Raw genomic sequence first — 23,904 nt, forward strand, 5'->3', positions numbered from 1 at the left:
GTTCCTTTATCAACGATTTGACCATCTTTTACATAAATGGTTGAACCATAAGGAATATTGTGAGTGTTTAATACAATACCTGTATTTTCATCCACTAATTTTAATTCTGTAGAACGAGAAATCACGATGTCAATTGCTTTTCCATCAGCATCTTCTCCTTTAACAGTTTTTAAATCATCTAATTCTAATCTACCTTTGAAACGAGTAATGATATTTGATTCTTCAGACATACCACCCGCAACCCCACCAACGTGGAAAGTACGAAGTGTTAACTGAGTTCCGGGCTCACCGATAGACTGAGCAGCAATTACTCCAACCGCTTCCCCTTTTTGAGTCATACGACCGGTTGCTAAGTTTCTACCGTAACATTTTGCACAAATACCTTTTGCCGCTTCACAAGTCAATGGTGAACGCACTTCCACTCTTTCAATTGGAGATGCTTCAATCGCTCTCATTACTGATTCGGTAATTTCTTGACCACCTTCAATCAATACTTCTAAATTCAACGGATTGATAACATCTTGAAGAGCTACACGTCCTAAAATTCTTTCACCTAACGATTCAACGATTTCTTCATTCTTTTTCAAGGCAGAAACTTCGATTCCTCTTAAAGTTCCACAATCTTCGGTATTCACAATTACATCTTGTGATACGTCGTGTAATCTTCTGGTTAAGTAACCGGCATCAGCCGTTTTCAAAGCCGTATCCGCAAGACCTTTACGAGCACCGTGCGTAGAGATAAAGTATTCTAAAATTGAAAGACCCTCTTTAAAGTTAGAAAGAATTGGGTTTTCAATAATTTCACCACCACCAGCAGTTGATTTTTTAGGCTTAGCCATCAAACCACGCATACCGGTTAACTGACGAATTTGTTCTTTAGAACCCCTAGCTCCAGAATCAAGCATCATATACACCGAGTTGAACCCTTGTTGGTCTTCTCTAATGTTTTTCATTGCTAACTCTGTCAATAATGCATTTTTAGAAGTCCAAACGTCAATTACTTGATTATATCTTTCATTGTTTGTGATTAATCCCATGTTATAGTTCATGGTGATTGCATCTACTTCTTCTCTTGCATCTGCTATTAATTCTTGTTTTTGGTGAGGAATAATGATATCACCTAAACTGAATGATAATCCACCACGGAATGCAAACTTGTAACCCATGTCTTTCATGTTATCCAAGAAGGCTGCCGTTGTTGGCACATTGGTTACAGATAAAATTCTTCCGATAATATCACGCAACGACTTTTTAGTTAAAACCTCGTTGATATATCCTGCTGCTTCCGGTACTACTTCATTAAATAATACTCTACCGGCAGTAGTTTGAATTAATTTATATACTAATTTTCCGGTTTCATCAAAATCTCTTGCTCTAATTTTAACACGAGCATTCAATTCTAATTTACCTTCATTTAAGGCAATATTTACTTCTTCCGCAGAATAGAAAGTTAGGCCTTCACCCAAAATTTTATGCTCAGGAGTTGATAAACGTTCTTTGGTCATATAATAAAGACCAAGAACCATGTCTTGAGATGGAACCGTAATTGGTGCACCATTTGCCGGATTCAAAATATTGTGTGAAGCCAACATTAATAATTGTGCTTCCAAAATAGCTTCCGGTCCAAGTGGCAAGTGAACTGCCATCTGGTCACCATCAAAATCCGCGTTAAACGCCGTACACACTAATGGGTGTAATTGAATTGCTTTCCCTTCAATTAATTTTGGTTGGAATGCTTGAATACCCAAACGGTGTAAGGTAGGAGCACGATTCAGTAATACAGGGTGTCCTTTGATAACATTTTCAAGGATATCCCATACTACAGGCTCTTTTTTATCTATAATTTTCTTAGCCGATTTAACTGTTTTTACAATTCCTCTTTCAATCAATTTACGGATAACAAAAGGTTTGTAAAGTTCAGCAGCCATATCTTTAGGGATACCACATTCGAACAATTTCAATTCAGGCCCAACGACAATAACGGAACGAGCAGAATAATCCACACGTTTACCTAATAAGTTTTGACGGAAACGACCTTGTTTTCCTTTTAAGGAATCCGAAAGTGATTTTAATGGTCTGTTTGATTCTGTTTTAACCGCTGATGCTTTTCTTGTATTATCGAATAAAGAGTCAACTGCTTCCTGCAACATACGTTTTTCGTTTCTCAAGATAACTTCCGGAGCTTTAATCTCCATTAATCTTTTCAAACGGTTATTTCGGATGATTACACGACGGTATAAATCATTTAAATCGGATGTTGCAAAACGACCACCATCCAATGGCACTAATGGACGTAATTCTGGTGGAATAACCGGAATTACTTTTAAAATCATCCATTGTGGCAAGTTTTCTCGGTTAAGATTTGCTTCACGGAAAGATTCAACCACTTGAAGACGTTTTAACGCTTCAGTTTTTCTTTGTTTTGATGTTTCATGATTAGCAGCATGACGTAAATCGTAAGACAATTGGTCTAGATTTGTTCTGGCTAATAAATCCATAATACATTCCGCACCCATTTTGGCGATGAATTTATTTGGATCATTATCATCTAAATATTGGTTTTCCATTGGAAGGGTATCTAAAATATTCAAATACTCTTCTTCGGTTAAAAAGTCTAATCTTGATAAAGATTCTCCTTCTGCATTTTGGGCAATACCGGCTTGAATTACTACATATCTTTCGTAGTAAATAATCATATCTAATTTCTTAGAAGGCAAACCTAAAATATAACCAATTTTGTTTGGAAGTGAGCGGAAATACCAAATATGAGCGATTGGCACTACCAAATTGATGTGTCCCACACGATCACGTCGTACTTTCTTCTCAGTTACTTCCACCCCACAACGGTCACAAACGATACCTTTGTAGCGAATTCTTTTATATTTACCACAAGCACATTCGTAATCTTTTACAGGGCCGAAAATTCGTTCACAGAAAAGACCATCACGTTCCGGTTTATGGGTTCTATAATTGATGGTTTCCGGTTTAAGAACTTCCCCTCTTGACTCAGCCAACATTGATTCCGGAGAAGCCAATCCGATGGAAATCTTATTAAACCGCTTAATTGGGTTTTTATCTTTATTATTTCTATTATTCATCATAGTCAATAAAATTTGTTTATTATGTTTCAAGTTTTAAGTTTCAGGCTGCACAAAACATGCAACCTGAAACTTGAAACAACAATATTATTCTTCTAATCGGATATCTAAACCAAGACCTTTCAATTCATGCATTAATACATTGAATGATTCAGGTAATCCCGGTTCCGGCATTGGCTCACCCTTAACGATTGCTTCGTAAGTTTTAGCTCTACCAATAACGTCATCTGATTTTACAGTCAAGATTTCTCTTAAAGTACTTGAAGCACCATAAGCCTCAAGAGCCCAAACCTCCATCTCTCCAAAACGCTGACCTCCAAATTGAGCTTTACCTCCTAATGGTTGTTGCGTGATTAATGAGTATGGTCCGATAGAACGTGCATGCATTTTATCGTCAATCATGTGTCCTAATTTCAACATATAGATTACTCCAACGGTTGCTGCTTGGTGAAAACGTTCTCCGGTTCCTCCATCATATAAATAGGTATGACCAAATCTTGGAATTCCTGCTTCGTCTGTCAATTCATTAATTTGGTCGATTGTAGCTCCGTCAAAAATTGGTGTAGCATACTTTCTTCCTAAATTCTTTCCAGCCCATCCTAAAACGGTTTCATAAATTTGACCAATGTTCATACGAGAAGGTACACCAAGTGGATTCAATACGATATCAACAGGAGTTCCGTCTTCAAGGAAAGGCATATCTTCGTCTCTTACGATACGAGCTACAATACCTTTATTTCCGTGACGACCCGCCATTTTATCACCCACTTTCAGTTTACGTTTCTTAGCGATATAAACTTTAGCTAATTTTAAAATTCCGGCTGGTAATTCATCTCCAACAGTAATGGTAAACTTCTCTCTTCGTAAAGCACCTTGAAGGTCATTTAATTTGATTTTATAATTGTGAATCAAATCATTTACCATGAAATTAGTTTCATCATCAGAAACCCACTGACCTTTTGTTAAGTGAGCGAAATCTTCCACTGCATTTAACATTTTTTGCGTATATTTTTTACCTTTTGGTAAAACTTCTTCGCCTAAGTCATTCATTACTCCTTGCGAAGTTTTTCCGTTTACAATGTTGAATAATTTTTCAACTAATTTTTCTTTTAATTCGTTGAATTTAACTTCGAACTCCATTTCTAATGAAGCCAAATCATCTTTATCTTTTGTACGTTTGCGTTTATCTTTAACGGCTCTTGCAAATAATTTTTTATCAAGAACGACACCATGTAATGATGGAGATGCTTTTAAAGAAGCGTCTTTTACATCACCTGCTTTGTCACCAAAGATAGCCCGTAACAATTTTTCTTCCGGAGTTGGATCTGACTCTCCTTTAGGCGTAATTTTCCCGATAAGAATATCACCAGGTTTTACTTCAGCCCCAATTCTAATCATTCCATTTTCATCCAAATCTTTTGTAGCTTCTTCTGAAACATTAGGAATATCATTGGTTAATTCTTCGTTACCTAATTTAGTATCACGAACTTCCAATGAATAATCATCAATATGAATTGATGTAAAAATATCATCACGAACCACTTTTTCAGAAATTACAATTGCATCCTCGAAATTGTACCCTTTCCATGGCATAAAGGCCACTTTCAAGTTTCTTCCAAGAGCTAATTCTCCTTTTTGAGTGGCATAACCTTCACAAAGAACTTGTCCTTTAACAACTCTGTCCCCTTTTCTAACGATAGGTTTCAAGTTGATACAAGTACTTTGGTTTGTTTTTTGGAATTTGATTAATTGGTATGTTTTTTCATCTGCTTCAAAACTTACCATTCTTTCTTGCTCTGTTCTGTCATATTTGATGGTGATTTTTTCAGCATCAACATATTCTACAACACCATTTCCTTCCGCATTAATTAATACTCTAGAATCAGAAGCAACTTGTCTTTCCAAACCAGTTCCAACAATTGGAGCTTCCGGACGTAATAATGGTACGGCTTGACGCATCATGTTAGATCCCATCAAAGCACGGTTCGCATCATCATGTTCCAAGAAAGGTATTAAAGAAGCTGAAATAGAAGCAATTTGATTTGGAGCAACGTCTGTATAATGAACAGCAGAAGGATCCACAACCGGGAAGTCACCTTCCTCACGGGCAATAACTTTATCCGCTAATATTTTTCCTTTTTCATCCATTTCAATGTTTGCCTGAGCAATCATTTTACCTTCTTCTTCTTCCGCACTTAAATAAACAGGTTCAGAAATCAAATCTACTACCCCATTCGTAACTTTACGATAAGGCGTTTCAATGAATCCCATTCCATTTACTTTAGCATAAACACCAAGTGAAGAAATCAAACCAATGTTTGGTCCCTCAGGTGTTTCAATTGGACAAAGACGACCATAGTGTGTATAGTGAACGTCACGTACCTCAAATCCGGCTCTTTCTCTCGAAAGTCCACCAGGTCCAAGGGCAGATAGTCTTCTTTTGTGTGTAATCTCTCCTAATGGATTTGTTTGATCCATGAATTGAGAAAGTTGGTTTGTTCCAAAGAAAGAATTAATAACCGAAGACAATGTTTTCGCATTAATCAAATCAATTGGTGTAAACACCTCATTATCTCTAACATTCATTCTTTCGCGGATTGTTCTGGCCATACGAGCCAAACCAACACCAAATTGAGCAGAAAGCTGTTCTCCAACTGTTCTAACACGACGGTTTGATAAGTGATCAATATCATCAATCTCTGCTTTAGAGTTGATTAATTCGATCAAATATTTTACGATTGTAATAATATCCTCTTTGGTCAACACTTGTTTTTCCATTGGGATATCCAAACCTAATTTTTTGTTCATTCTGTAACGACCTACTTCACCTAAGTTGTAACGTTGGTCAGAGAAGAACAATTTATCTATAATACCACGAGCAGTATCTTCATCAGGCGGTTCAGCATTACGCAATTGACGATAGATGTGTTCTACGGCTTCTTTTTCAGAGTTGGTAGGGTCTTTTTGTAACGTATTATGAATGATTGTATAATCAGCTTGATTATTATCTTCTTTATGTAACAAAATAGATTTCACATTAGAATCGATAATTTCCTCAACATTGTCTTTATCAATTATAGTATCACGATCTAATATGATTTCGTTTCTTTCGATAGAAACTACTTCACCGGTATCTTCATCAACGAAATCTTCATGCCAAGTGTTTAACACACGTGCAGCTAATTTACGTCCGATGTATTTTTTAAGTCCTGTTTTAGATACTTTAATTTCTTCCGCAAGGTCGAATATTTCAAGAATATCTTTATCTCTCTCAAAACCGATGGCTCTGAATAAAGTAGTTACAGGTAATTTTTTCTTTCTATCGATATAAGCGTACATTACGTTGTTGATATCGGTAGCAAATTCTATCCATGATCCTTTGAAAGGAATAACACGGGCAGAATATAATTTGGTTCCATTAGCATGGAATGATTGTCCAAAGAAAACACCGGGTGAACGGTGTAACTGCGATACAACAACTCTTTCAGCACCATTGATTACAAAAGTACCGCTAGGAGTCATATAAGGAATAGTACCTAAATATACATCTTGCACAATCGTTTCAAAATCTTCATGTTCCGGATCTGTACAATATAATTTTAACCTGGCTTTTAATGGCACACTGTAAGTTAACCCTCTTTCAATACATTCTGAAATAGAATAACGAGGAGGATCTACAAAATAGTCTAAAAATTCAAGTACAAAATTGTTTCTTGTGTCGGTGATTGGAAAATTTTCCATGAAGGTGTTGTATAGACCTTCGTTGCCTCTTTCGTCAGATTTGGTTTCCAATTGGAAGAAATCCTTAAAAGATTTTACCTGAATATCCAGAAAATCGGGATATTGTGGTATATTTTTAGTTGAGGCAAAATTCAATCTTTCAGTCTGATTAGTTATCATCTATGGACAAAATTTTGATTAAAAAAAGTAATTATTTTTGTGTAAAACACTGTTTAACTAATACTTTCTTTTTGCAATCAATACATCTTTAAAAATTTTTTCAGATTGCTCTGTCTTAATTTTCTTTCTTCGTAGTGATCAAAAATAATAGGGTATTTTAAACTAATTGATAATAAAATAATGTATAATTTTATTATACGAAAAATGGTTTAGGTCGTTGGAGGTTAATCCAAGACCTAAACCTAGTTCTTAAACCTAAGTTAGCTTATTTAAGCTCTACTACAGCTCCAGCTTCTTCTAAAGATTTTTTAAGACCTTCAGCCTCATCTTTAGTCACACCTTCTTTAACATTAGAAGGAGCAGCATCTACTAAATCTTTTGCTTCTTTAAGACCTAAACCAGTTAATTCTTTAACCGCTTTAACTACAGCCAATTTAGATGCACCAGCTTCTTTCAAAACTACAGTGAATTCTGTTTGCTCTTCTACTACAGCAGCGTCTCCGCCACCAGCAGCTGGTCCGGCAACTACAGCAGCTGCTGCAGGCTCGATACCATATTCATCTTTTAAAATTGTTGCTAATTCATTAACTTCTTTAACTGTTAAGTTAACCAATTGTTCTGCGAATTGTTTCAAATCTGCCATTTTTTCTATCGATTTAAATAGTTTGTAAAATATAATTTATTAAGTGCGTTCTCGCGGGTTTCTTATCTTTCGGATAAGGTTTTAACAATTCCTGCAATTTTGCCACCACCTGATTTAAGAGCGGATACAACATTTTTAGCAGGAGATTGTAGAAGTCCGATGATTTCTCCGATAACTTCTTCTTTTGATTTAAGAGATACTAAGGCGTCTAATTGGTTGTCACCAATAAAGATAGCCTGATGAATGTAAGCTCCTTTTAAAAGAGGTCTATCTGATTTTTTACGGAATTCTTTAATGATTTTTGCAGGAGCGTTTCCGTTCTCCGCAATCATTATTGAAGTATTTCCTTTTAATACTGAAGGTAAATCTCCATAATCGTTAGCAGAAGCTTCCATCGCTTTTTCCAACAAGGTGTTTTTTACAACATTTAATTGGATACCGGCTTTGAAACACGCTCTTCTAAGATTTGAAGTTGTTTCAGCATTAAGATTTGAAATATCTGCAATGTAGACAACATTACTATCAGCCAACTGTGCAGTTAAATCTTCAATAACTCTTGATTTTTCTTCTCTAGTCATACTATTATTATTTAACTACCAATTAAACTGCTTTAGGATCTAAAGCAATTGCAGGGCTCATTGTACTAGACAAGTGAATAGACTTGATATAAGTACCTTTGGCTGCTGTTGGTTTCATTTTGATTAATGTTTGAATAATTTCGTGAGCATTATCTACAATCATGTCTGCATTGAAAGAAATTCTTCCAATTCCAGCATGAACAATACCCGTTTTATCAACTTTAAAGTCGATTTTACCGGCTTTCACTTCTTGAACTGCTTTTGCAACATCCATTGTAACCGTACCTGTTTTTGGGTTTGGCATTAAACCTCTAGGACCTAAAATACGACCTAATGGACCTAATTTACCCATTACAGCAGGCATCGTGATAATTACATCAACATCTGTCCAACCGTCTTTAATTTTTTGTAGATAATCATCTAAACCTACGTAGTCTGCACCAGCAGCTTTAGCTTCCGCTTCTTTATCTGGAGTAACTAATGCTAAAACTCTAACATCTTTACCAGTTCCATGAGGCAATGTTACCACACCTCTTACCATTTGATTTGCTTTTCGAGGATCAACTCCTAAACGAACTGCAATGTCCACAGACTCATCAAATTTTGCAGAAGCAACATCTTTTAATAATGCCGAAGCATCTTTTAAAGAATATAATTTGCTTTTTTCAATTTTTGATGCAGCCTCTTTTTGCTTTTTTGTCAATTTTGCCATGTCTTTCTTTTAATTAAAAAGGAGCAACTCCTGATACTGTTATTCCCATAGAACGAGCTGTTCCTGCTATCATACTCATAGCAGCCTCAATAGTAAATGCATTTAAATCTACCATTTTGTCTTCAGCGATTGTTCTAATTTGATCCCAAGTAACACTAGCTACTTTTTTACGATTTGGTTGACCTGAACCTGACTTTAGCTTTGTTGCATCCATTAACTGAATAGCAGCTGGCGGAGTTTTTACAACAAAATCAAATGATTTGTCTTTGTATACAGTAATCTGTACTGGTAAAACTTTGCCGGGTTTATCTTGAGTTCTCGCATTGAATTGCTTACAGAACTCCATGATATTAACTCCAGCAGCTCCCAAAGCAGGTCCAACCGGTGGCGAAGGATTCGCGGCACCTCCCTTAACTTGTAGTTTAACTACTTTACTAATTTCTTTAGCCATTGTTTAAAAAAAAATTTAGCACATCTCAATTGGAAGCAAGATGCGGTTTATAATAATGTAACAAATTATACTTTTTCAACTTGCATAAACCCTAATTCTAAAGGTGTTTTTCTTCCGAAAATTTTCACCATCACTTCAAGTTTACGCTTATCTTCATTAATTTTCTCAACAGTTCCATTGAAACCGTTGAAAGGTCCGTCAATAACTTTGATAGTTTCACCAATGTTGAACGGAATATTTTGAGAATCGGTATTTATTGCCAACTCATCTACTTTACCTAACATTCTGTTTACTTCGGATAAACGTAAAGGAACAGGATCTCCGCCTTTTACTTCTCCTAAGAAACCAATAACACCTGTAATAGATTTAATGATATGTGGTATTTCTCCGGTCAAATTTGCTTCAATCATCACATAACCTGGAAAATAGACTTTATCCTTAGCAATTTTTTTACCATCTCGTACTTGTACTACTTTTTCAGTTGGCACCAATACCTGAGCAATAAAATCGCTTAAATGAAGCCGATTAATTTCGTTATCGATATAAGTTTTAACCTTATTTTCTTGGCCACTTACAGCTCTAACGACATACCATTTTTTTAAACTACTATCAGCCATAACAGAAATTATCCTTTTATCAAATTAAAAAATCCTGATATTGCTTTTCTAAAAACTTCGTCAACACCCCATGTAGCTAGAGCAAAGACAACTGTAAAAATCGCTACTATGATCGTTAGACGTTGTACTTCAGACCAAGGTAACCAAGTTACATTAGACTTCAATTCTTCGAAAGCATCTGTTATGTAATTAACAACTTTTGTCATTCTTATTTGTTTTTGCACGGGTGGAGAGATTCGAACTCCCATCAACGGTTTTGGAGACCGCTATTCTACCCTTGAACTACACCCGTTTGTTAAAAGCCAGTAATATTCATAAGAATAGTAACTGGCTTTATATATTTATTGAATTAATCAAGAATCTCAGTAACCTGACCAGCACCTACAGTTCTACCACCCTCACGGATTGCGAAACGTAAACCTACATTCAAAGCAATTGCACTTAATAAAGTTACTTCAATAGTTAAGTTATCACCTGGCATTACCATTTCAACTCCAGCTGGTAAAGAAATAGTACCAGTTACGTCAGTTGTTCTAACATAGAACTGTGGACGATAGTTGTTATGGAATGGTGTGTGACGACCACCTTCTTCTTTTTTCAAGATATAAACCTCTGCTTTAAATTTAGCATGTGGTTTAACAGAACCTGGTTTACAAATAACCATTCCTCTTTTGATATCTTCTTTAGCAACACCTCTTAACAAGATACCTGCATTATCTCCAGCCTCACCTCTATCAAGGATTTGACGGAACATTTCGATACCAGTAACTGTAGAAGTTAATTTCTCAGCACCCATACCTATGATTTCAACTGGATCTCCTGTATTACAAATTCCTGTTTCGATACGACCTGTAGCTACAGTTCCACGACCAGTAATTGTAAATACATCTTCAACAGGCATTAAGAAAGGTTTTGCAATATCTCTTTCCGGCTCTTGAATCCAACTATCAACAGCTTCCATCAATTCAAGAATTTTTGGAGTCCATGCTGGGTCATTATTTAATCCACCCAAAGCTGAACCTTGTATAACAGGACTATTATCTCCATCATAATCATAGAATGATAATAAATCTCTGATTTCCATTTCAACTAATTCTAATAATTCCGCATCATCAACCATATCCACTTTATTCATGAACACAACGATTCTTGGAATACCTACCTGACGTCCTAAAAGGATGTGCTCACGTGTTTGTGGCATAGGACCATCTGTAGCAGCAACTACTAAGATAGCACCGTCCATTTGAGCAGCACCTGTAACCATGTTTTTTACGTAATCCGCGTGACCAGGACAGTCAACGTGTGCGTAATGACGATTAGCAGTTTCATACTCAACGTGAGATGTATTGATAGTAATACCTCTTTCTTTTTCTTCAGGAGCATTATCAATTTGATCAAATGATTTTGCTTGACAGTAACCTGCATCAGATAATACTTTAGTAATAGCTGCAGTTAATGTAGTTTTTCCATGATCCACATGCCCAATAGTTCCAATATTAAGGTGTGGCTTGTTACGATTAAAATTTTCTTTTGCCATTTTAATTAATTTAAATCTTAGTTATATAATAGTGTTAAATCTTACAATTTAGAGCCAATGACGGGAATTGAACCCGTGACCTCTTCCTTACCAAGGAAGCACTCTACCCCTGAGCTACACCGGCAAGAAATCAATCCTTTTTTAGTAAAAAATTGTGGGGAGAGCAGGATTCGAACCTGCGAAGGTTTCCCAACGGATTTACAGTCCGTCCTCGTTGGCCGCTTGAGTATCTCCCCTCAAATTTTTTTATACTTTTTTAAAGAACGTAAATGCTTTAGAATCTTATTCTTACAAAGTATTTTGATTTTTAATTTTTAATTGAGCCGATAGAGGGACTCGAACCCACGACCTGCTGATTACAAATCAGCTGCTCTAGCCAGCTGAGCTACATCGGCAGTGCTCAATAAAAAAAGCCCGCTATTTCTAACGGACTGCAAATGTATAGATTTTATTTGTCAATCAAAAACATTTTTTAAAAAAATATTTTTAGATGTGTGTTCTAATTTTTTCTTTTCTTTTTAGCAACAATCTTTCTAAAGCTTCGCTAGAAGAATCAACTGCTTCTTCAAAAGTTTTGCATTGTTTTTTAACTATTAAATCATCTCCGGGTACATGAACTTTAATCTCAACTATTTTATTTTCCTTTTCACTAGTCGCTTCAACTTTCAGAAAAACGTCAACCACTACAACTTTGTCGTAATATTTTTCCAATTTATCCATGCGTTCTGTCACAAAATCTACTAACTTTCTGTCAACATTAAAGTTAACGGCGTTAACATTTACCTTCATAATCAAATTTTTAAAGTTTAACAATAAGAATTACTTTTGATTTCTGGGATGTGCTTCTGAATATACTTTCTTAAGTTCTGACAAACTGCTGTGTGTGTATACTTGTGTAGAAGCCAAACTAGAATGTCCTAACAATTCTTTCACTGAATTTAAATCGGCTCCGTTATTCAAAAGATGCGTGGCAAACGTGTGACGCAAAATGTGAGGGCTTTTCTTTACCTTCTCGGAGATAGTACTAAAGTACGTATTTATTAATCGATACACAAGAGAGTCATTTAATTTAACACCTTTTTGTGTCAAAAACAATTGCTCTGTATTTTTAATATCCTGAATAGCATTGCGTTGTATAATATACATTTTTATCTGACTAATTATAATAGGCAATAAAGGTAAAATTCGTTCTTTATTCCTTTTTCCAATGACCTTCAGTGTGTTACTATTAAGATCAATCGAACTCAGTTTTAAATTAATTAATTCTGCTCTTCTGATACCCGTTGTATAGAACATATCTATAATGAGTTTATCTCGAATTCCCTCAAAACCATCCGGATAAATAATTTGATTCAGCACTAAGTCTACTTCTTTTTCAGAAAAAGGAATCTGGATTTTCTTTGGTGTTTTAAGAGCTTTATGCTTCAACAAAGGACTTTGTTCAATTTGTTTTATTCTTAATAAGAATTTGTAATAACTTTTTAAAGAAGAAATTTTACGGTTTACTGATGATGCCGAAATATTTCCATCCACTAATGAGACAATCCAACTTCGAATTTGAGGATAACCTACTATATCAATAGAATCTTGTTCAAAATGAGTTTTATTAAAAGAATCAAACTCTTCTATATCTTTTATATAAGCTTTAACGGTATGCAAGGAATAGTTTTTTTGCATTTGTAAGTAATCCTTAAAAGCTTGTTGATTTGATTGCATAAAAAAAACCGTTAGCTTCAAAGTTACAAAACTTATCAAACTAACAGTTTATTTTTTATAAAAAAAACTATTACATTTCTACACTGTCTCGCAATGTTTGAATGTACTGAGCTTTTTGAACTTGTGCTCTTTTAACAACAGATGGTTTAATAAAAGCCTGACGTGCTCTAAGTTGACGAACAGTTCCAGTTTTATCAAATTTTCTTTTGTAGCGTTTTAACGCTCTATCGATATTTTCTCCGTCTTTAATTGGTATAATTAACATAATCTAGACACCTCCTCTCATTTAGGGTGCAAAAGTAACATTTATTTTGAATTGTGAATTATGAAATTTGAATTATTTTACAGCAGGCTGATAATTCTGCTTGTCAATAATCATTTTTGACAATATCTCTTTTAAGATTTCTGAAGTTCCACCGCCTATAGGTCCTAAACGACTATCTCTTAATAAACGTGCCAAGGGATACTCTTCCATATATCCGTAACCGCCTAACATTTGTAGGCAACTATAGATTGTTTCATCAGCTACTTTGGTCGATTTTAATTTAGCCATAGTAGCTTCTTTAACTACATATTCTCCCTTATTTAATCGAGCAACAGCAGCGTAATTAAAAACTTTACAATGTTCTACATCAGTAGCATGCTCAACCATTGTGTGTCTCAATGCTTGAAATTTATTAATGGTACTACCGAATGCTTCGCGTTGTGACATATATTCTATCGTATAGTCAATTGCATACTCTGAACGGGCGTGTGCGTTGATAGCCATGATTAAACGTTCTAAAGCAAAGTGTTGCATAATATAAGGAAATCCTTTTCCTTCTTCACCCATTAAATTCTTTTCAGAAATTTCAACATTGTCAAATGCAATCTCAGCTGTATCCGAAGCCTTCCAACCTAATTTATCAAGTTTTGTAGCGGAAATTCCCGGGGTAGAAGTATCAACTAAAAAAATACTTATTCCTTTATTTCCTAATTCCGGGCTTGTTTTAGCAGCAACTACATAATAATCGGCATACACCCCGTTTGTAATAAAAGTCTTGGAACCATTTAAGTAATATTTATCACCTTTTTTAACGGCTAAAGTTCGCATTCCTGCTACGTCACTCCCTCCAAAAGGTTCTGAAATGCACAAAGCTCCAATCTTATCTCCGGAAATACTTGGCACTAAATAATCTTGTTTTATTTGCTCATCACCTTCTGCATTAAGATGCGTCATGGCTAAATAAGCATGTGCCCACATGGCCGCAGCAAAACCGGATGATTTTATTTTTTGTAATTCTTCCAAAAAGATAACAGTGTAAAACAAATCCAAATTCATTCCGCCGTAGGCTTCCGGATAATTTATTCCAAAAAAACCCATCTCACCAAACTTCTTCCAGATAAAACGTTCAATAGTTCCTGTTTTTTCCCATTTTTCAATGTGAGGCACAACTTCTTTATGTAAAAAATCGCGTAATGTTACCCTAAATAGTTGGTGCTCTTCAGTGAAATAAATAGAATTCATAAATAAATAAAAGTTGTTTTTTTTCTATATTTTTTTAGAATTCCAAATATAAGGCGATAATTTTGATTTTTTCGTTAGGCATTCCTTTAATTTTTGTTAAATCCTCAATAGAATGAATGCCCTTATTCATGCTTCTGTATGTAACAATTTCTTTAGCAATGGTATAGTTAAAATAGGGAAACTTCGCTAATTCTTTTACAGACAAATTATTAACATCAATTTTATTTACTGTTGGAATTGTCGTAACCTGAAAATATTTATTCAAATTTTCAATTACTTCCGGACTTAATCCCCAAATGGATTCCATTTGTTCCATCGTTACAAAACCACCCAGAATATCTTTTTGTTTTAAAATTCTTTCAGACAAAGCAGGTCCGATTCCATAAATCTTGATCAAATCATCTTGTGTTGCCTCATTGATGTCTTTTCGAACAATACTTTTTTTATTCTCGTAGGTATTTTTAGCGAAAGAAGAAAATTCTTTTTTAGGTTGATTTACCCAATCAGGAAATTTAAAATAAGGTGAAATCGCCAGTAGAAGACTATCGGAAACACCCGTAACTGCTTGAAATTCTTTTGCAGAATTCACATATTTATTTTGCTTTCTAAATCCAAATAGTCTATTTAATTCCTCTAAAGACATCCCTAACTGATACCCTTTAAAGTCTGAAATAAAATTTGGATTAAAAGGATATATCTTTCTTTCAGAAGAAGATTGACTTATCTTTAAACTATCTATAACCGATTGCATGGCTAACCAACTTTTATCGGTAGTTGATGGATTTGTTGATTTGCTTGAAGACCAATAAAAATAACTCAATTGAATAATAACGATAAGAAGTAATAAAGAAAGCACACCTCTTCGTTGTTCATTTGTAAACTGGAAGTAGGATTTAATCTTCATAAGAAAATATTTAAAATTATTCGAATTTTTTAATCTCACCGGACTTAAGCTTTCTAAAATATTCTTTCAAATCAGCTTTTACTTCGCTGGAGAGAAAATATAACCCCAGAATATTTGGGAAAGCCATCCCTAAAATCATCATATCAGAAAAATCAATTACAGCACCTAAACTAGCAGAAGAACCAACTACAACAAATACTAAAAACAAAACTTTATAGACATTCTCCATTTTTTTAGTATTTCCAAAAAGATAAGTCCACGATTTCATTCCATAATAAGACCAAGAAATCATAGTAGAGAAGGCAAATAATATAATAGCTACGAGCAATACATATTTAAACCAAGGTAATACACTGCTAAAAGCCGCGGAAGTTAATGCAGAACCCGTTAATCCTTGAGTATCTTGAGCATATCCTGAAAATATTAGTACCAAAGCGGTCATTGTACAAACTACAATAGTATCCACAAATGGTTCCAATAAAGAAACGATTCCTTCACTCACCGGCTCATCTGTTTTTACCGCGGAATGTGCAATTGCGGCAGAACCCACACCTGCTTCATTTGAAAAAGCAGCTCGTTGAAAACCGACGACTAAAACACCGATTACACCTCCCGATATTCCATCAGCTGTAAATGCCCCGGAATAAATTTCGGAAAAAGCATCTCCGATATGAGCAAAATTAACAAATATGATTATTAAAGAGGTAATCACATATAATCCTACCATAAAAGGTACAATTTTATCAGTCACACTGGCAATTTTTTTAATTCCTCCAATAATTACAATTCCGACAAAAAAAGCAACTACTAAACCGTACCAAAATCCATTTCCTACAAAAACAGGAAACACATTAGCTAGTTGAGCAAAAGATTGATTGGCTTGAAACATATTTCCGCCTCCAAAAGATCCTCCAATAGCTAAAACAGAAAAAATAACAGCTAATACCTTTCCAAAGCCGGCATACCCTTTTCTTTTTAAACCTTCAGAAAGATAATACATAGGACCCCCTGAAACTTCACCTAAATCGTTTAATCGTCTATATTTCACACCTAAAGTACATTCGACAAATTTAGAAGACATACCCAAAAATCCGGCTAAAATCATCCAAAATGTTGCTCCTGCCCCACCAATAGAAATGGCAACCGCAACACCGGCAATATTTCCTAAACCAACTGTTCCTGAAAGAGCTGTTACTAATGCTTGAAAGTGAGAAACTTCTCCCGCATCTCCTGGTTTATCGTAATCTCCACGAATTAACTGATAAGCGTGCTTAATTCCTTTTAAATTGATAAAGCCCATATAAATGGTAAAAAAAGTAGCTCCAACAACAAGCCATAGTACAACTAAGGGCATATCAAATCCGAAGGATGCGAAAGGTTTATAGAAAAAAACACTTGCCATAGCATCTACAGCCGGTTTTATCACATCATTAATTTTTTCATCTAATCCTTTTTCCTGACTAAAAGTTAAAATAGGTAGTAAAAGAGCAAAAAGCGAGAATAACTTCTTCATAAAGTTAATTTAAGTTTAATTTAGTTCAGCAAGATGCGAAAAAAATTGCTTTAAAAAAAAAGTATGAGGAATTTTTTGAAAAAAACTCGTTTATAAATCAAAGACAGAACTGCGTTTAGTGTGTAACATATCTTTTAACCTTAACCAAAAAGCCAAAGTTAAATAAACACCAAACCAAAGTCCAACTGTAACAAAAGATATATAGATAAAAAACAGACGAACGTTTGAAGCTCTCATGCCTAAACGATCGGCTAACCTGGAAGAAACATGAAAACCATGTTTTTCAAAAAAATGACGAATAGAAGTAATCCAGCTCATTAATTAGCAGTTTCTTTCACACGCATATAAGGTGTTGTTTCTTCTTCAACATTTGTGACAAAATAAGGAGAATCTCCCCACCAAAAAAAAGTTCGATATCTTTCCTCGTATTTCAACTTAACATACTTTCCTTGAAGATCTTCTAATTGCTGAATCACTTCTTTTTCTTTGTTTGCCACTGAAAAAATAAAAATCTGTGCTCCAGAAATTCCCTGACTCATTTCCCCTTCCCAAGTTTTAAAAACAACTCCTTTTTTACTGAATTTTATAAGTTCACCGGAACGAACTCCTTCACTATAAGGCACATACATTATAAATAAAAAGTATCCAACAAAAGAAAGCAAAAACAGAAATAAAAATCGATAAAAATATTTTTTAACCTTTTGTGAAAAAGAAAGTTTAGTAGTGTTATTTGTTTCCATTTTTAATAGTTTTTAATGACGTAAAGTTAATTAACTTTTGTCCAATTTCACAATTTAAACATTTATTATAATTACAATATTCCTTCTTCATTTGCAATAGTGCCTGAGATTGAAAACTATTTCCTGAATTTATTCCTGCCTTTTTGAACTTATCAATGATTGAATTTTTTTCTGAAGCTATTTCTGAAACTAAACTAATTAATTCTTCAATATTTGTATTTCCATTATTCATTGCATAACAAAACTTAATCGGAACAATACAATTCAAAATAATTAAATCAATGAAATTTTTGGATAAACTTTTATTTTTAGGAGGACTTTCTCTATCAAATATATAATGATTTTTCCAGTAATATGAAGTGTTGACATTAAAAAGTGAGTACAATTCTTTAACCGAATTTACAAGAAGACATTTTTGAAACAGTTGTTTATTTAAATGTATTAATTGAGCTAATTGAGCCAATCGAATAGTTGGAAAATTATCAGGCCGATGTTTAAAAAACTGAATGGGTTCCGGTATTTTTTGTTCTAAACTATATTTGTGTGCCAAATAATTCCATTGTTTTTTTAAATCATTGAAATAAACATCTTCTTTATAGTCATCTAAGAGACCGAGCCTTCCAAAAAAAAGAGCTTCTAAATTTTTAACTTCATGACTTTCTTTTCTTATCATTGAAAATGGAATCGATTTTAGCAGGTTTAGAAAAGAAATTCCGTTTGTATTCAATCCAAAACTTTTGGCCAGAAGACAATAAAAAACAGCCTCCCAATCGTATGTGGATTCCAAAAGCAAATGATTAATTTCCAACGATTTATTTTGCAAACGCTCAATAAACAAACGCTCCTGCCAATTATTCATAGTAAAGTCATCAATGGTTTTAATTTCATTTTCACAATTAATCCATGACTTTGGAGTAGTTAGCTTATGGTAATTAGCAACAATTTCAGGAGAAACATATTTTTTTAGTTCTACTACAGGGATTGCCGTATTGTTTTTTCTAAAAACATCGGTATCGTGTTCCCATACCACGTGTAATACCACATTGTCATAATTAAAATCGGTTTCATGATGATGCACATACCAATCTGAGGATTTTAAATGAATTTCAACATTTCCAGCCCATTTTTGATTATCAATTATAAGTTGAGCATTAAAAAAATCAGGACCTGCTTTTTGAAGATATTGGCCCGTATTTACTATTGATATTTGCTTACCATCAACAGAATAAAGATTTGTAAAGTTGAATTTTTTGTATTGCCATACAAAATGCAGAAAGTCTTCTTTCATGGCGATTAATGATTTTAGTATTGTGGCGGTTAAATGAAATACTAAGATATAAAAAAAATCCTTACCAAAAAAATTGATAAGGAATTATAAAAAAATCGAATACCTTTTTTAGTTTATTGAACTAATGATATCGTGTTTAGTAATGATATGGTACTTTCCGTTTTCTAAAGCTACCAAAACAGCCTGATTATCTTTATTAATCAGTTTTGTGACTTCTTCAAATGGGGTGTTTTCCTGAACAATTGGGTAGGGTTTCCCCATAATTTCACGGATAGGTTTGTCACCAATATTTTTATCAGCAAAATAACTTCTGAATAAATCAGTTTCGTCTAAAGAGCCCACAAAACCGGTCGAATCAATTACCGGAATTTGAGAAATATTATATTTTTTTAATCTTTCAATGGCGTGTGAAACCAATTCCTCTGTGCGAACAATTATCAGAGGCTTGTCTATATGCGATTTAATTAAATCAGAAGCTTTAGTCATTTCTTCATCTAAAAATCCACGTTCCCGCATCCAATCATCATTGAACATTTTACCAACATATCGACTTCCTGAGTCATGGAATAAAACGACCACTATGTCTTCCGGCTTAAAGTGTTCTTTCAACTGTAGCACTCCTTTGATTGCAGCACCGGCTGAATTGCCTACAAAAATACCTTCTTCAAGTGCTAATCGTCTGGTATAAACAGCGGCATCTTTATCGGTAACTTTTGTAAAACCATCTATTAAAGAAAAATCAACATTTTTAGGAAGAATATCTTCCCCAATTCCTTCGGTAATGTATGAATAAATTTCATTTTCGTCGAAGATTCCGGTTTCGTGGTACTTTTTAAAAACAGAACCGTAGGTATCAATTCCCCAAACTTTAATATTAGGATTTCTTTCTTTCAAATATTTAGAAACACCTGAAATTGTTCCGCCTGTTCCCACTCCTACTACAAAATGAGTTATTTTACCATCTGTTTGCTCCCAAATTTCGGGAGCTGTTTGCTCGTAATGAGCAATTGCATTGGATGGATTATCATATTGATTAACGTACCAAGAATTTGGAATTTCCGTACCTAACCGTTTAGAAACAGAATAATAAGATCTTGGATCTTCCGGTTCAACATCGGTTGGACATACAATTACTTTTGCTCCAACTGCTCTTAAAATATCCATTTTTTCTTTGGATTGTTTATCGGTAATCACACAAATTAATTTGTATCCCTTAACAATCGCTCCTAATGCTAAACCCATTCCTGTATTACCGGATGTTCCTTCAATGATAGTACCACCGGGTTTCAAACGACCATCAGCTTCGGCATCTTCAATCATCTTAACGGCCATTCTATCTTTGACTGAATTACCCGGATTAAAAGTTTCCACTTTGGCCAATACCAAACAATTCAGTTCTTTGGTGATTTTATTAATTTTAACTAACGGAGTATTTCCGATTGTTCCCAAGATATTTTCTGCGAATTTCATGCTATTTATATTTCGATTGTAAAGGTATTGATAAAAAAAGATACTGCAAGTTTTGTTGGTAATTTCAAAAAGGTTAGGTTTTAATCATAAGAAAAAGTTCCATACTAATCCAAAGCGAATCATAAAATCTCTATAAGGATAATTTGGAGCCGAATAATAATCAAACCCTGTCCAAGCAGAGTTGAAATGTTCAGCTTTAAGGTAGATTTGAGTCTGACTGATTTTAGCATTTATGAAAAAATCAAACATTGGAAAGTTACCTATTTCTCGGGTAGATTGACTATAGAAACTACTAATAACCGGATTATAATCATTGGCATAGTAATTTGTAAAATAATTAAATGTCACACCGGTTTGAAGAAACAAGGCGTTTTTAAAAAAATAATCCGTGAAATACAATGTATTACGCGTAGTAAATTGAGGAACATTTAAGACGTTTTCACTTTGATCTACTTGTTGAAATAAGAGGGTATTGTCAAGGGCAAGTTTCCACCATTTAAATTCTTTGCTAACGCTTAAACTCAAATAATTAATTGTGCTTGAATATTGTTTAGGGGTGACTAATAATTGTTCGCCTGTAGCATCATCATTACTATAGTATAAAAAATCATTCAAAGTTGAAAGCTGCAAAGTAGCAGAAACCCATTGAGTTGTAGCTTTTGCCGTAAGTGAATTAATTTTTTCATTATTAAAATTATTATACCAATTGTAATCTACATAACTACTTTGGAATAATGTATAACTATGATCCGGAATACGGTTTAAATTTTGATATTGAACACTTAAATTATTTTTTGAATCAAAAGCATAGCTCAAATTCAAATCTAAATCGGATAAATTTTGATCTGTAATTGATTTAGAATAGGTAAATTTTCCATTCCAATTATTTTTACGATAAGAATATTGTCCTCCAAAAGTCTGAATAATATCATTTACGTTATTCGGAATGGTTTGATTTTCGGTAATTATAACTCTATCATAATAGTAATTGTATCTAAAATCTTCAATAAAAAATTTAAATTCACCCAATAGCGTATTCCCATAAACAGCACCTACACGATTAAACATTCTATTATAGCGTGTTTGATCTTTAATATTATTCAAAACATACGAATCCCCAAAACGGTAAATTATTTTATCACCTGTTGGTGTCGTAATAGTAGTGGCAACAGTTGTCTGATTATATTCAATCTTCTTGTGTTCATAATTAAATTGATGATCAATAAATAAGTTATTCGTAGCATCCTTGCTATTAATTCTAAATTGATGGTCTATAAAATAGCGATTGCCTATCATAAATGTATTTGCATCTGTTAAATATACTTGCAAACGAGCTCTGTTTTTAAACTCAGGATCATCACTTTCAAAATCACTCAGATTATAAATACCGCCATTTTCACCATTTAGAAAATCCTGTGATGTAAAATGGGCATTTAAAGCATATCGCTTGTTTTTAGTGACATAACTAGTTGTAAATCGAAAATTACCGGTACTGGATAATTGATTAATGTATTTGCCCAAAGAGCGAAGGCCTTTGTAGGCTATAGAAAAATTTAATTGTTCTGACGTGTTTAAAGTAATAAAAGCATCAAGATTTTGTCCCTGTTCCATAACTGTTTTAAAATACAATTCAGTCAAAGGAGTAGCCACATTATAATATTGAATATCTTTTGCTTGTAAGTAGTTAAAATGCTTCCCAGAGAAACCAACTTCCGGATAAGAATGAAACTTATTAAGACCAAAATCTAATGTGTTATAAGTTTGTCCTTCATTTGCAAAAGGTTGCAATCCAAAAATATCTTTTCTTAAATAATTAAAACGATATTCTTTTTGTATGGATAAGGAAGTATCTAAAACAATTGTATCTCTTTCAATGGTAATAATTTTATATTGATCAATTCTAGCCTTTGGAGCTTTTGGCTTTTTAGAAATTAAAGAGGTTGCTTTTTCTAATTTATCATCTTCTTGTGCGAAAGTAATAGAAGAAATTAATAAAAAAAGAAATAAAAGATTTCTATTCATAATTAATAAGTGTTACGCAAATGTACAGAGAAAAAAATAATTAAAACTCTTACATTGAGAAGTGCCACATAATTTAATACAATTTTAGGAAGAAATTAATCAAAAAAAATCGCCTAAAGAAAAACTTTAGGCGATTAAGATATAAGCTTTAATACTTAGTTAAAATAACTAGTTTTTTTTGCTCTTTTTGCATTTTTAGCTGCAATTTTGTTTTTGATATTGGCTAATTTACCGGTAGCAATGGTTGAACCATTTTTGCTGAAGGTATATAAACCATTTTCAATTTTCAACGTTGCAACATACATAAATTCTGAATCATAATTTGGTACATTACCAAAATCTGAATCAATTGCATCAGCTGAATCTTGCATAAATGAACCACTAAAAGATGAATTATCTCTTGTGTAGTTAACTGTAGTTTTGATTTCAAATGCCGGAGAAATGGCTACAGATGCTAAACCAGCGTCATCATATAAATTCATCGTTAATTCATAAGTTCCATCTTCAACATCTGCCATACTGATTATCATTTCTTCAGGACAAGCACCGGTTGCAGCTTGAAAACCAGAAACATCGTTGCCTTCAGCATCTAAAAGATAGTAATCAACATCATAACCGATATCACAAAGTGTTAAACTAATACCAGAAAATTCAAATGTTGTATTCCAATCTAATACTAAATTCAAATCACCAAAATCAGTGATATTAAAAGCAAGATTTGCTCCAGGAAAACTAACGTTAGGGTCATTAAAATCACCAATTTTCAACGTGAAAGTTTCAGTAGATTCAGTTTCACCATCACCATAAATTATTACAGTACCAACACCTCTTTTAGTAAAAGCAGGTATTCTAACCGAGTGATCAAAATCAAAATCATCACCTTCAACAGCATCACCTGAAGCTAAAGTTACTGTAACATAGATATCAACTGGTTGAACATCTTGTAAAGTAACTGCATATTCAAGTGTTCTATCAATACCACCTTCATTTACATTATTGGTAGCACTGAAAACAAGACCAGGCGTTACTGCTTCAATTGCAGCCGCTCCACTATTAACAATAACAACAGAATCTCCAGTTGCATCATCTTCATTCTCGCAAGATGTGAACGTAAAGCCCGCCATTAAAAATGTTAACAATAGAATATTAAATTTATTTTTTTTCATAAAATTAAAATTTGAATTACTTATCATAAGGATAAGTTCATT

General features: G+C 33.8%; 21 protein-coding genes and 4 tRNA genes. All 25 read right to left on the bottom strand.

The features are described from left to right. The coding region (gene rpoC, locus C0512_RS05190; RefSeq protein WP_290859475.1) for a DNA-directed RNA polymerase subunit beta' at nt 1-3,101 on the bottom strand (3,101 nt) is incomplete at its 3' end. A gap of 84 nt (nt 3,102-3,185) precedes the next feature. Then, nucleotides 3,186-6,998, bottom strand: a complete 3,813-nt coding sequence (gene rpoB, locus C0512_RS05195; protein WP_290859477.1) for a DNA-directed RNA polymerase subunit beta — start codon at nt 6,996-6,998, stop codon at nt 3,186-3,188. Nucleotides 6,999-7,263: 265 nt separating this feature from the next. Then, a complete protein-coding gene (gene rplL / locus C0512_RS05200) occupies nt 7,264-7,641 on the bottom strand; it encodes a 50S ribosomal protein L7/L12 (RefSeq protein ID WP_290859479.1) in 378 nt (125 codons plus the stop codon). 62 nt (nt 7,642-7,703) lie between these two features. Then, nucleotides 7,704-8,219 (bottom strand): 50S ribosomal protein L10, encoded by a 516-nt coding sequence (rplJ, locus tag C0512_RS05205; RefSeq protein WP_290859481.1) that lies wholly within the window; start codon nt 8,217-8,219, stop codon nt 7,704-7,706. Between the two features lie 22 nt (nt 8,220-8,241). After that, nucleotides 8,242-8,931: a 50S ribosomal protein L1 gene (gene rplA / locus C0512_RS05210; RefSeq protein WP_290859483.1), complete on the bottom strand. Its 690-nt coding sequence runs from the start codon at nt 8,929-8,931 to the stop codon at nt 8,242-8,244. Nucleotides 8,932-8,944: 13 nt separating this feature from the next. Then, complete coding sequence (rplK, locus tag C0512_RS05215; RefSeq protein WP_290859485.1) at nt 8,945-9,382, bottom strand: 50S ribosomal protein L11; 438 nt, start codon at nt 9,380-9,382, stop codon at nt 8,945-8,947. A gap of 65 nt (nt 9,383-9,447) precedes the next feature. Continuing rightward, the gene (gene nusG / locus C0512_RS05220; RefSeq protein WP_290859487.1) at nt 9,448-9,999 is read right to left on the bottom strand and encodes a transcription termination/antitermination protein NusG; all 552 of its coding nucleotides are present in this window, start codon (nt 9,997-9,999) and stop codon (nt 9,448-9,450) included. An 8-nt stretch (nt 10,000-10,007) separates the two neighbouring features. Continuing rightward, nucleotides 10,008-10,205, bottom strand: coding sequence for a preprotein translocase subunit SecE (gene secE, locus C0512_RS05225; RefSeq protein WP_290859551.1), 198 nt, complete (start codon nt 10,203-10,205; stop codon nt 10,008-10,010). 15 nt (nt 10,206-10,220) lie between these two features. Next, nucleotides 10,221-10,291, bottom strand: a tRNA-Trp gene (locus C0512_RS05230). Between the two features lie 57 nt (nt 10,292-10,348). Beyond that, nucleotides 10,349-11,536, bottom strand: a complete 1,188-nt coding sequence (gene tuf / locus C0512_RS05235; protein ID WP_290859489.1) for an elongation factor Tu — start codon at nt 11,534-11,536, stop codon at nt 10,349-10,351. Between the two features lie 52 nt (nt 11,537-11,588). Next, nucleotides 11,589-11,660: transfer RNA gene (locus C0512_RS05240), tRNA-Thr, on the bottom strand. 31 nt (nt 11,661-11,691) lie between these two features. Next, a tRNA-Tyr gene (locus C0512_RS05245) sits at nt 11,692-11,772 on the bottom strand. Nucleotides 11,773-11,857: 85 nt separating this feature from the next. Next, nucleotides 11,858-11,931, bottom strand: a tRNA-Thr gene (locus C0512_RS05250). Nucleotides 11,932-12,022: 91 nt separating this feature from the next. Then, nucleotides 12,023-12,325: a ribosome-associated translation inhibitor RaiA gene (gene raiA, locus C0512_RS05255; RefSeq protein WP_290859490.1), complete on the bottom strand. Its 303-nt coding sequence runs from the start codon at nt 12,323-12,325 to the stop codon at nt 12,023-12,025. A 30-nt stretch (nt 12,326-12,355) separates the two neighbouring features. Further along, complete coding sequence (locus C0512_RS05260) at nt 12,356-13,252, bottom strand: tyrosine-type recombinase/integrase (protein WP_290859492.1); 897 nt, start codon at nt 13,250-13,252, stop codon at nt 12,356-12,358. A 70-nt stretch (nt 13,253-13,322) separates the two neighbouring features. Beyond that, complete coding sequence (gene rpsU / locus C0512_RS05265) at nt 13,323-13,517, bottom strand: 30S ribosomal protein S21 (RefSeq protein WP_290859494.1); 195 nt, start codon at nt 13,515-13,517, stop codon at nt 13,323-13,325. 72 nt (nt 13,518-13,589) lie between these two features. After that, the gene (locus tag C0512_RS05270) at nt 13,590-14,759 is read right to left on the bottom strand and encodes an acyl-CoA dehydrogenase family protein (protein ID WP_290859495.1); all 1,170 of its coding nucleotides are present in this window, start codon (nt 14,757-14,759) and stop codon (nt 13,590-13,592) included. 34 nt (nt 14,760-14,793) lie between these two features. After that, nucleotides 14,794-15,663, bottom strand: a complete 870-nt coding sequence (locus C0512_RS05275) for a helix-hairpin-helix domain-containing protein (RefSeq protein ID WP_290859497.1) — start codon at nt 15,661-15,663, stop codon at nt 14,794-14,796. A 16-nt stretch (nt 15,664-15,679) separates the two neighbouring features. After that, a complete protein-coding gene (locus tag C0512_RS05280) occupies nt 15,680-17,176 on the bottom strand; it encodes a sodium:alanine symporter family protein (RefSeq protein ID WP_290859499.1) in 1,497 nt (498 codons plus the stop codon). A gap of 90 nt (nt 17,177-17,266) precedes the next feature. Continuing rightward, nucleotides 17,267-17,494, bottom strand: coding sequence for a PspC domain-containing protein (locus C0512_RS05285; RefSeq protein ID WP_290859500.1), 228 nt, complete (start codon nt 17,492-17,494; stop codon nt 17,267-17,269). Continuing rightward, nucleotides 17,494-17,916, bottom strand: coding sequence for a 6-phosphogluconate dehydrogenase (locus C0512_RS05290; RefSeq protein ID WP_290859502.1), 423 nt, complete (start codon nt 17,914-17,916; stop codon nt 17,494-17,496). The genes C0512_RS05285 and C0512_RS05290 overlap by 1 nt, the downstream gene beginning before the upstream one ends. Next, entirely contained in the window at nt 17,903-19,204 is a 1,302-nt protein-coding gene (locus tag C0512_RS05295; RefSeq protein ID WP_290859504.1) for a DUF2851 family protein, read from the bottom strand. The genes C0512_RS05290 and C0512_RS05295 overlap by 14 nt, the downstream gene beginning before the upstream one ends. 108 nt (nt 19,205-19,312) lie before the next feature. Further along, entirely contained in the window at nt 19,313-20,674 is a 1,362-nt protein-coding gene (locus C0512_RS05300) for a pyridoxal-phosphate dependent enzyme (RefSeq protein WP_290859506.1), read from the bottom strand. An 84-nt stretch (nt 20,675-20,758) separates the two neighbouring features. Then, the gene (locus C0512_RS05305) at nt 20,759-22,696 is read right to left on the bottom strand and encodes a putative porin (protein WP_290859508.1); all 1,938 of its coding nucleotides are present in this window, start codon (nt 22,694-22,696) and stop codon (nt 20,759-20,761) included. Between the two features lie 155 nt (nt 22,697-22,851). Further along, nucleotides 22,852-23,862 (bottom strand): hypothetical protein, encoded by a 1,011-nt coding sequence (locus C0512_RS05310; protein ID WP_290859510.1) that lies wholly within the window; start codon nt 23,860-23,862, stop codon nt 22,852-22,854. Nucleotides 23,863-23,904 lie beyond the last annotated feature (42 nt).

Source organism: Flavobacterium sp. (genome assembly GCF_013822155.1).
Lineage (GTDB): Bacteria > Bacteroidota > Bacteroidia > Flavobacteriales > Flavobacteriaceae > Flavobacterium.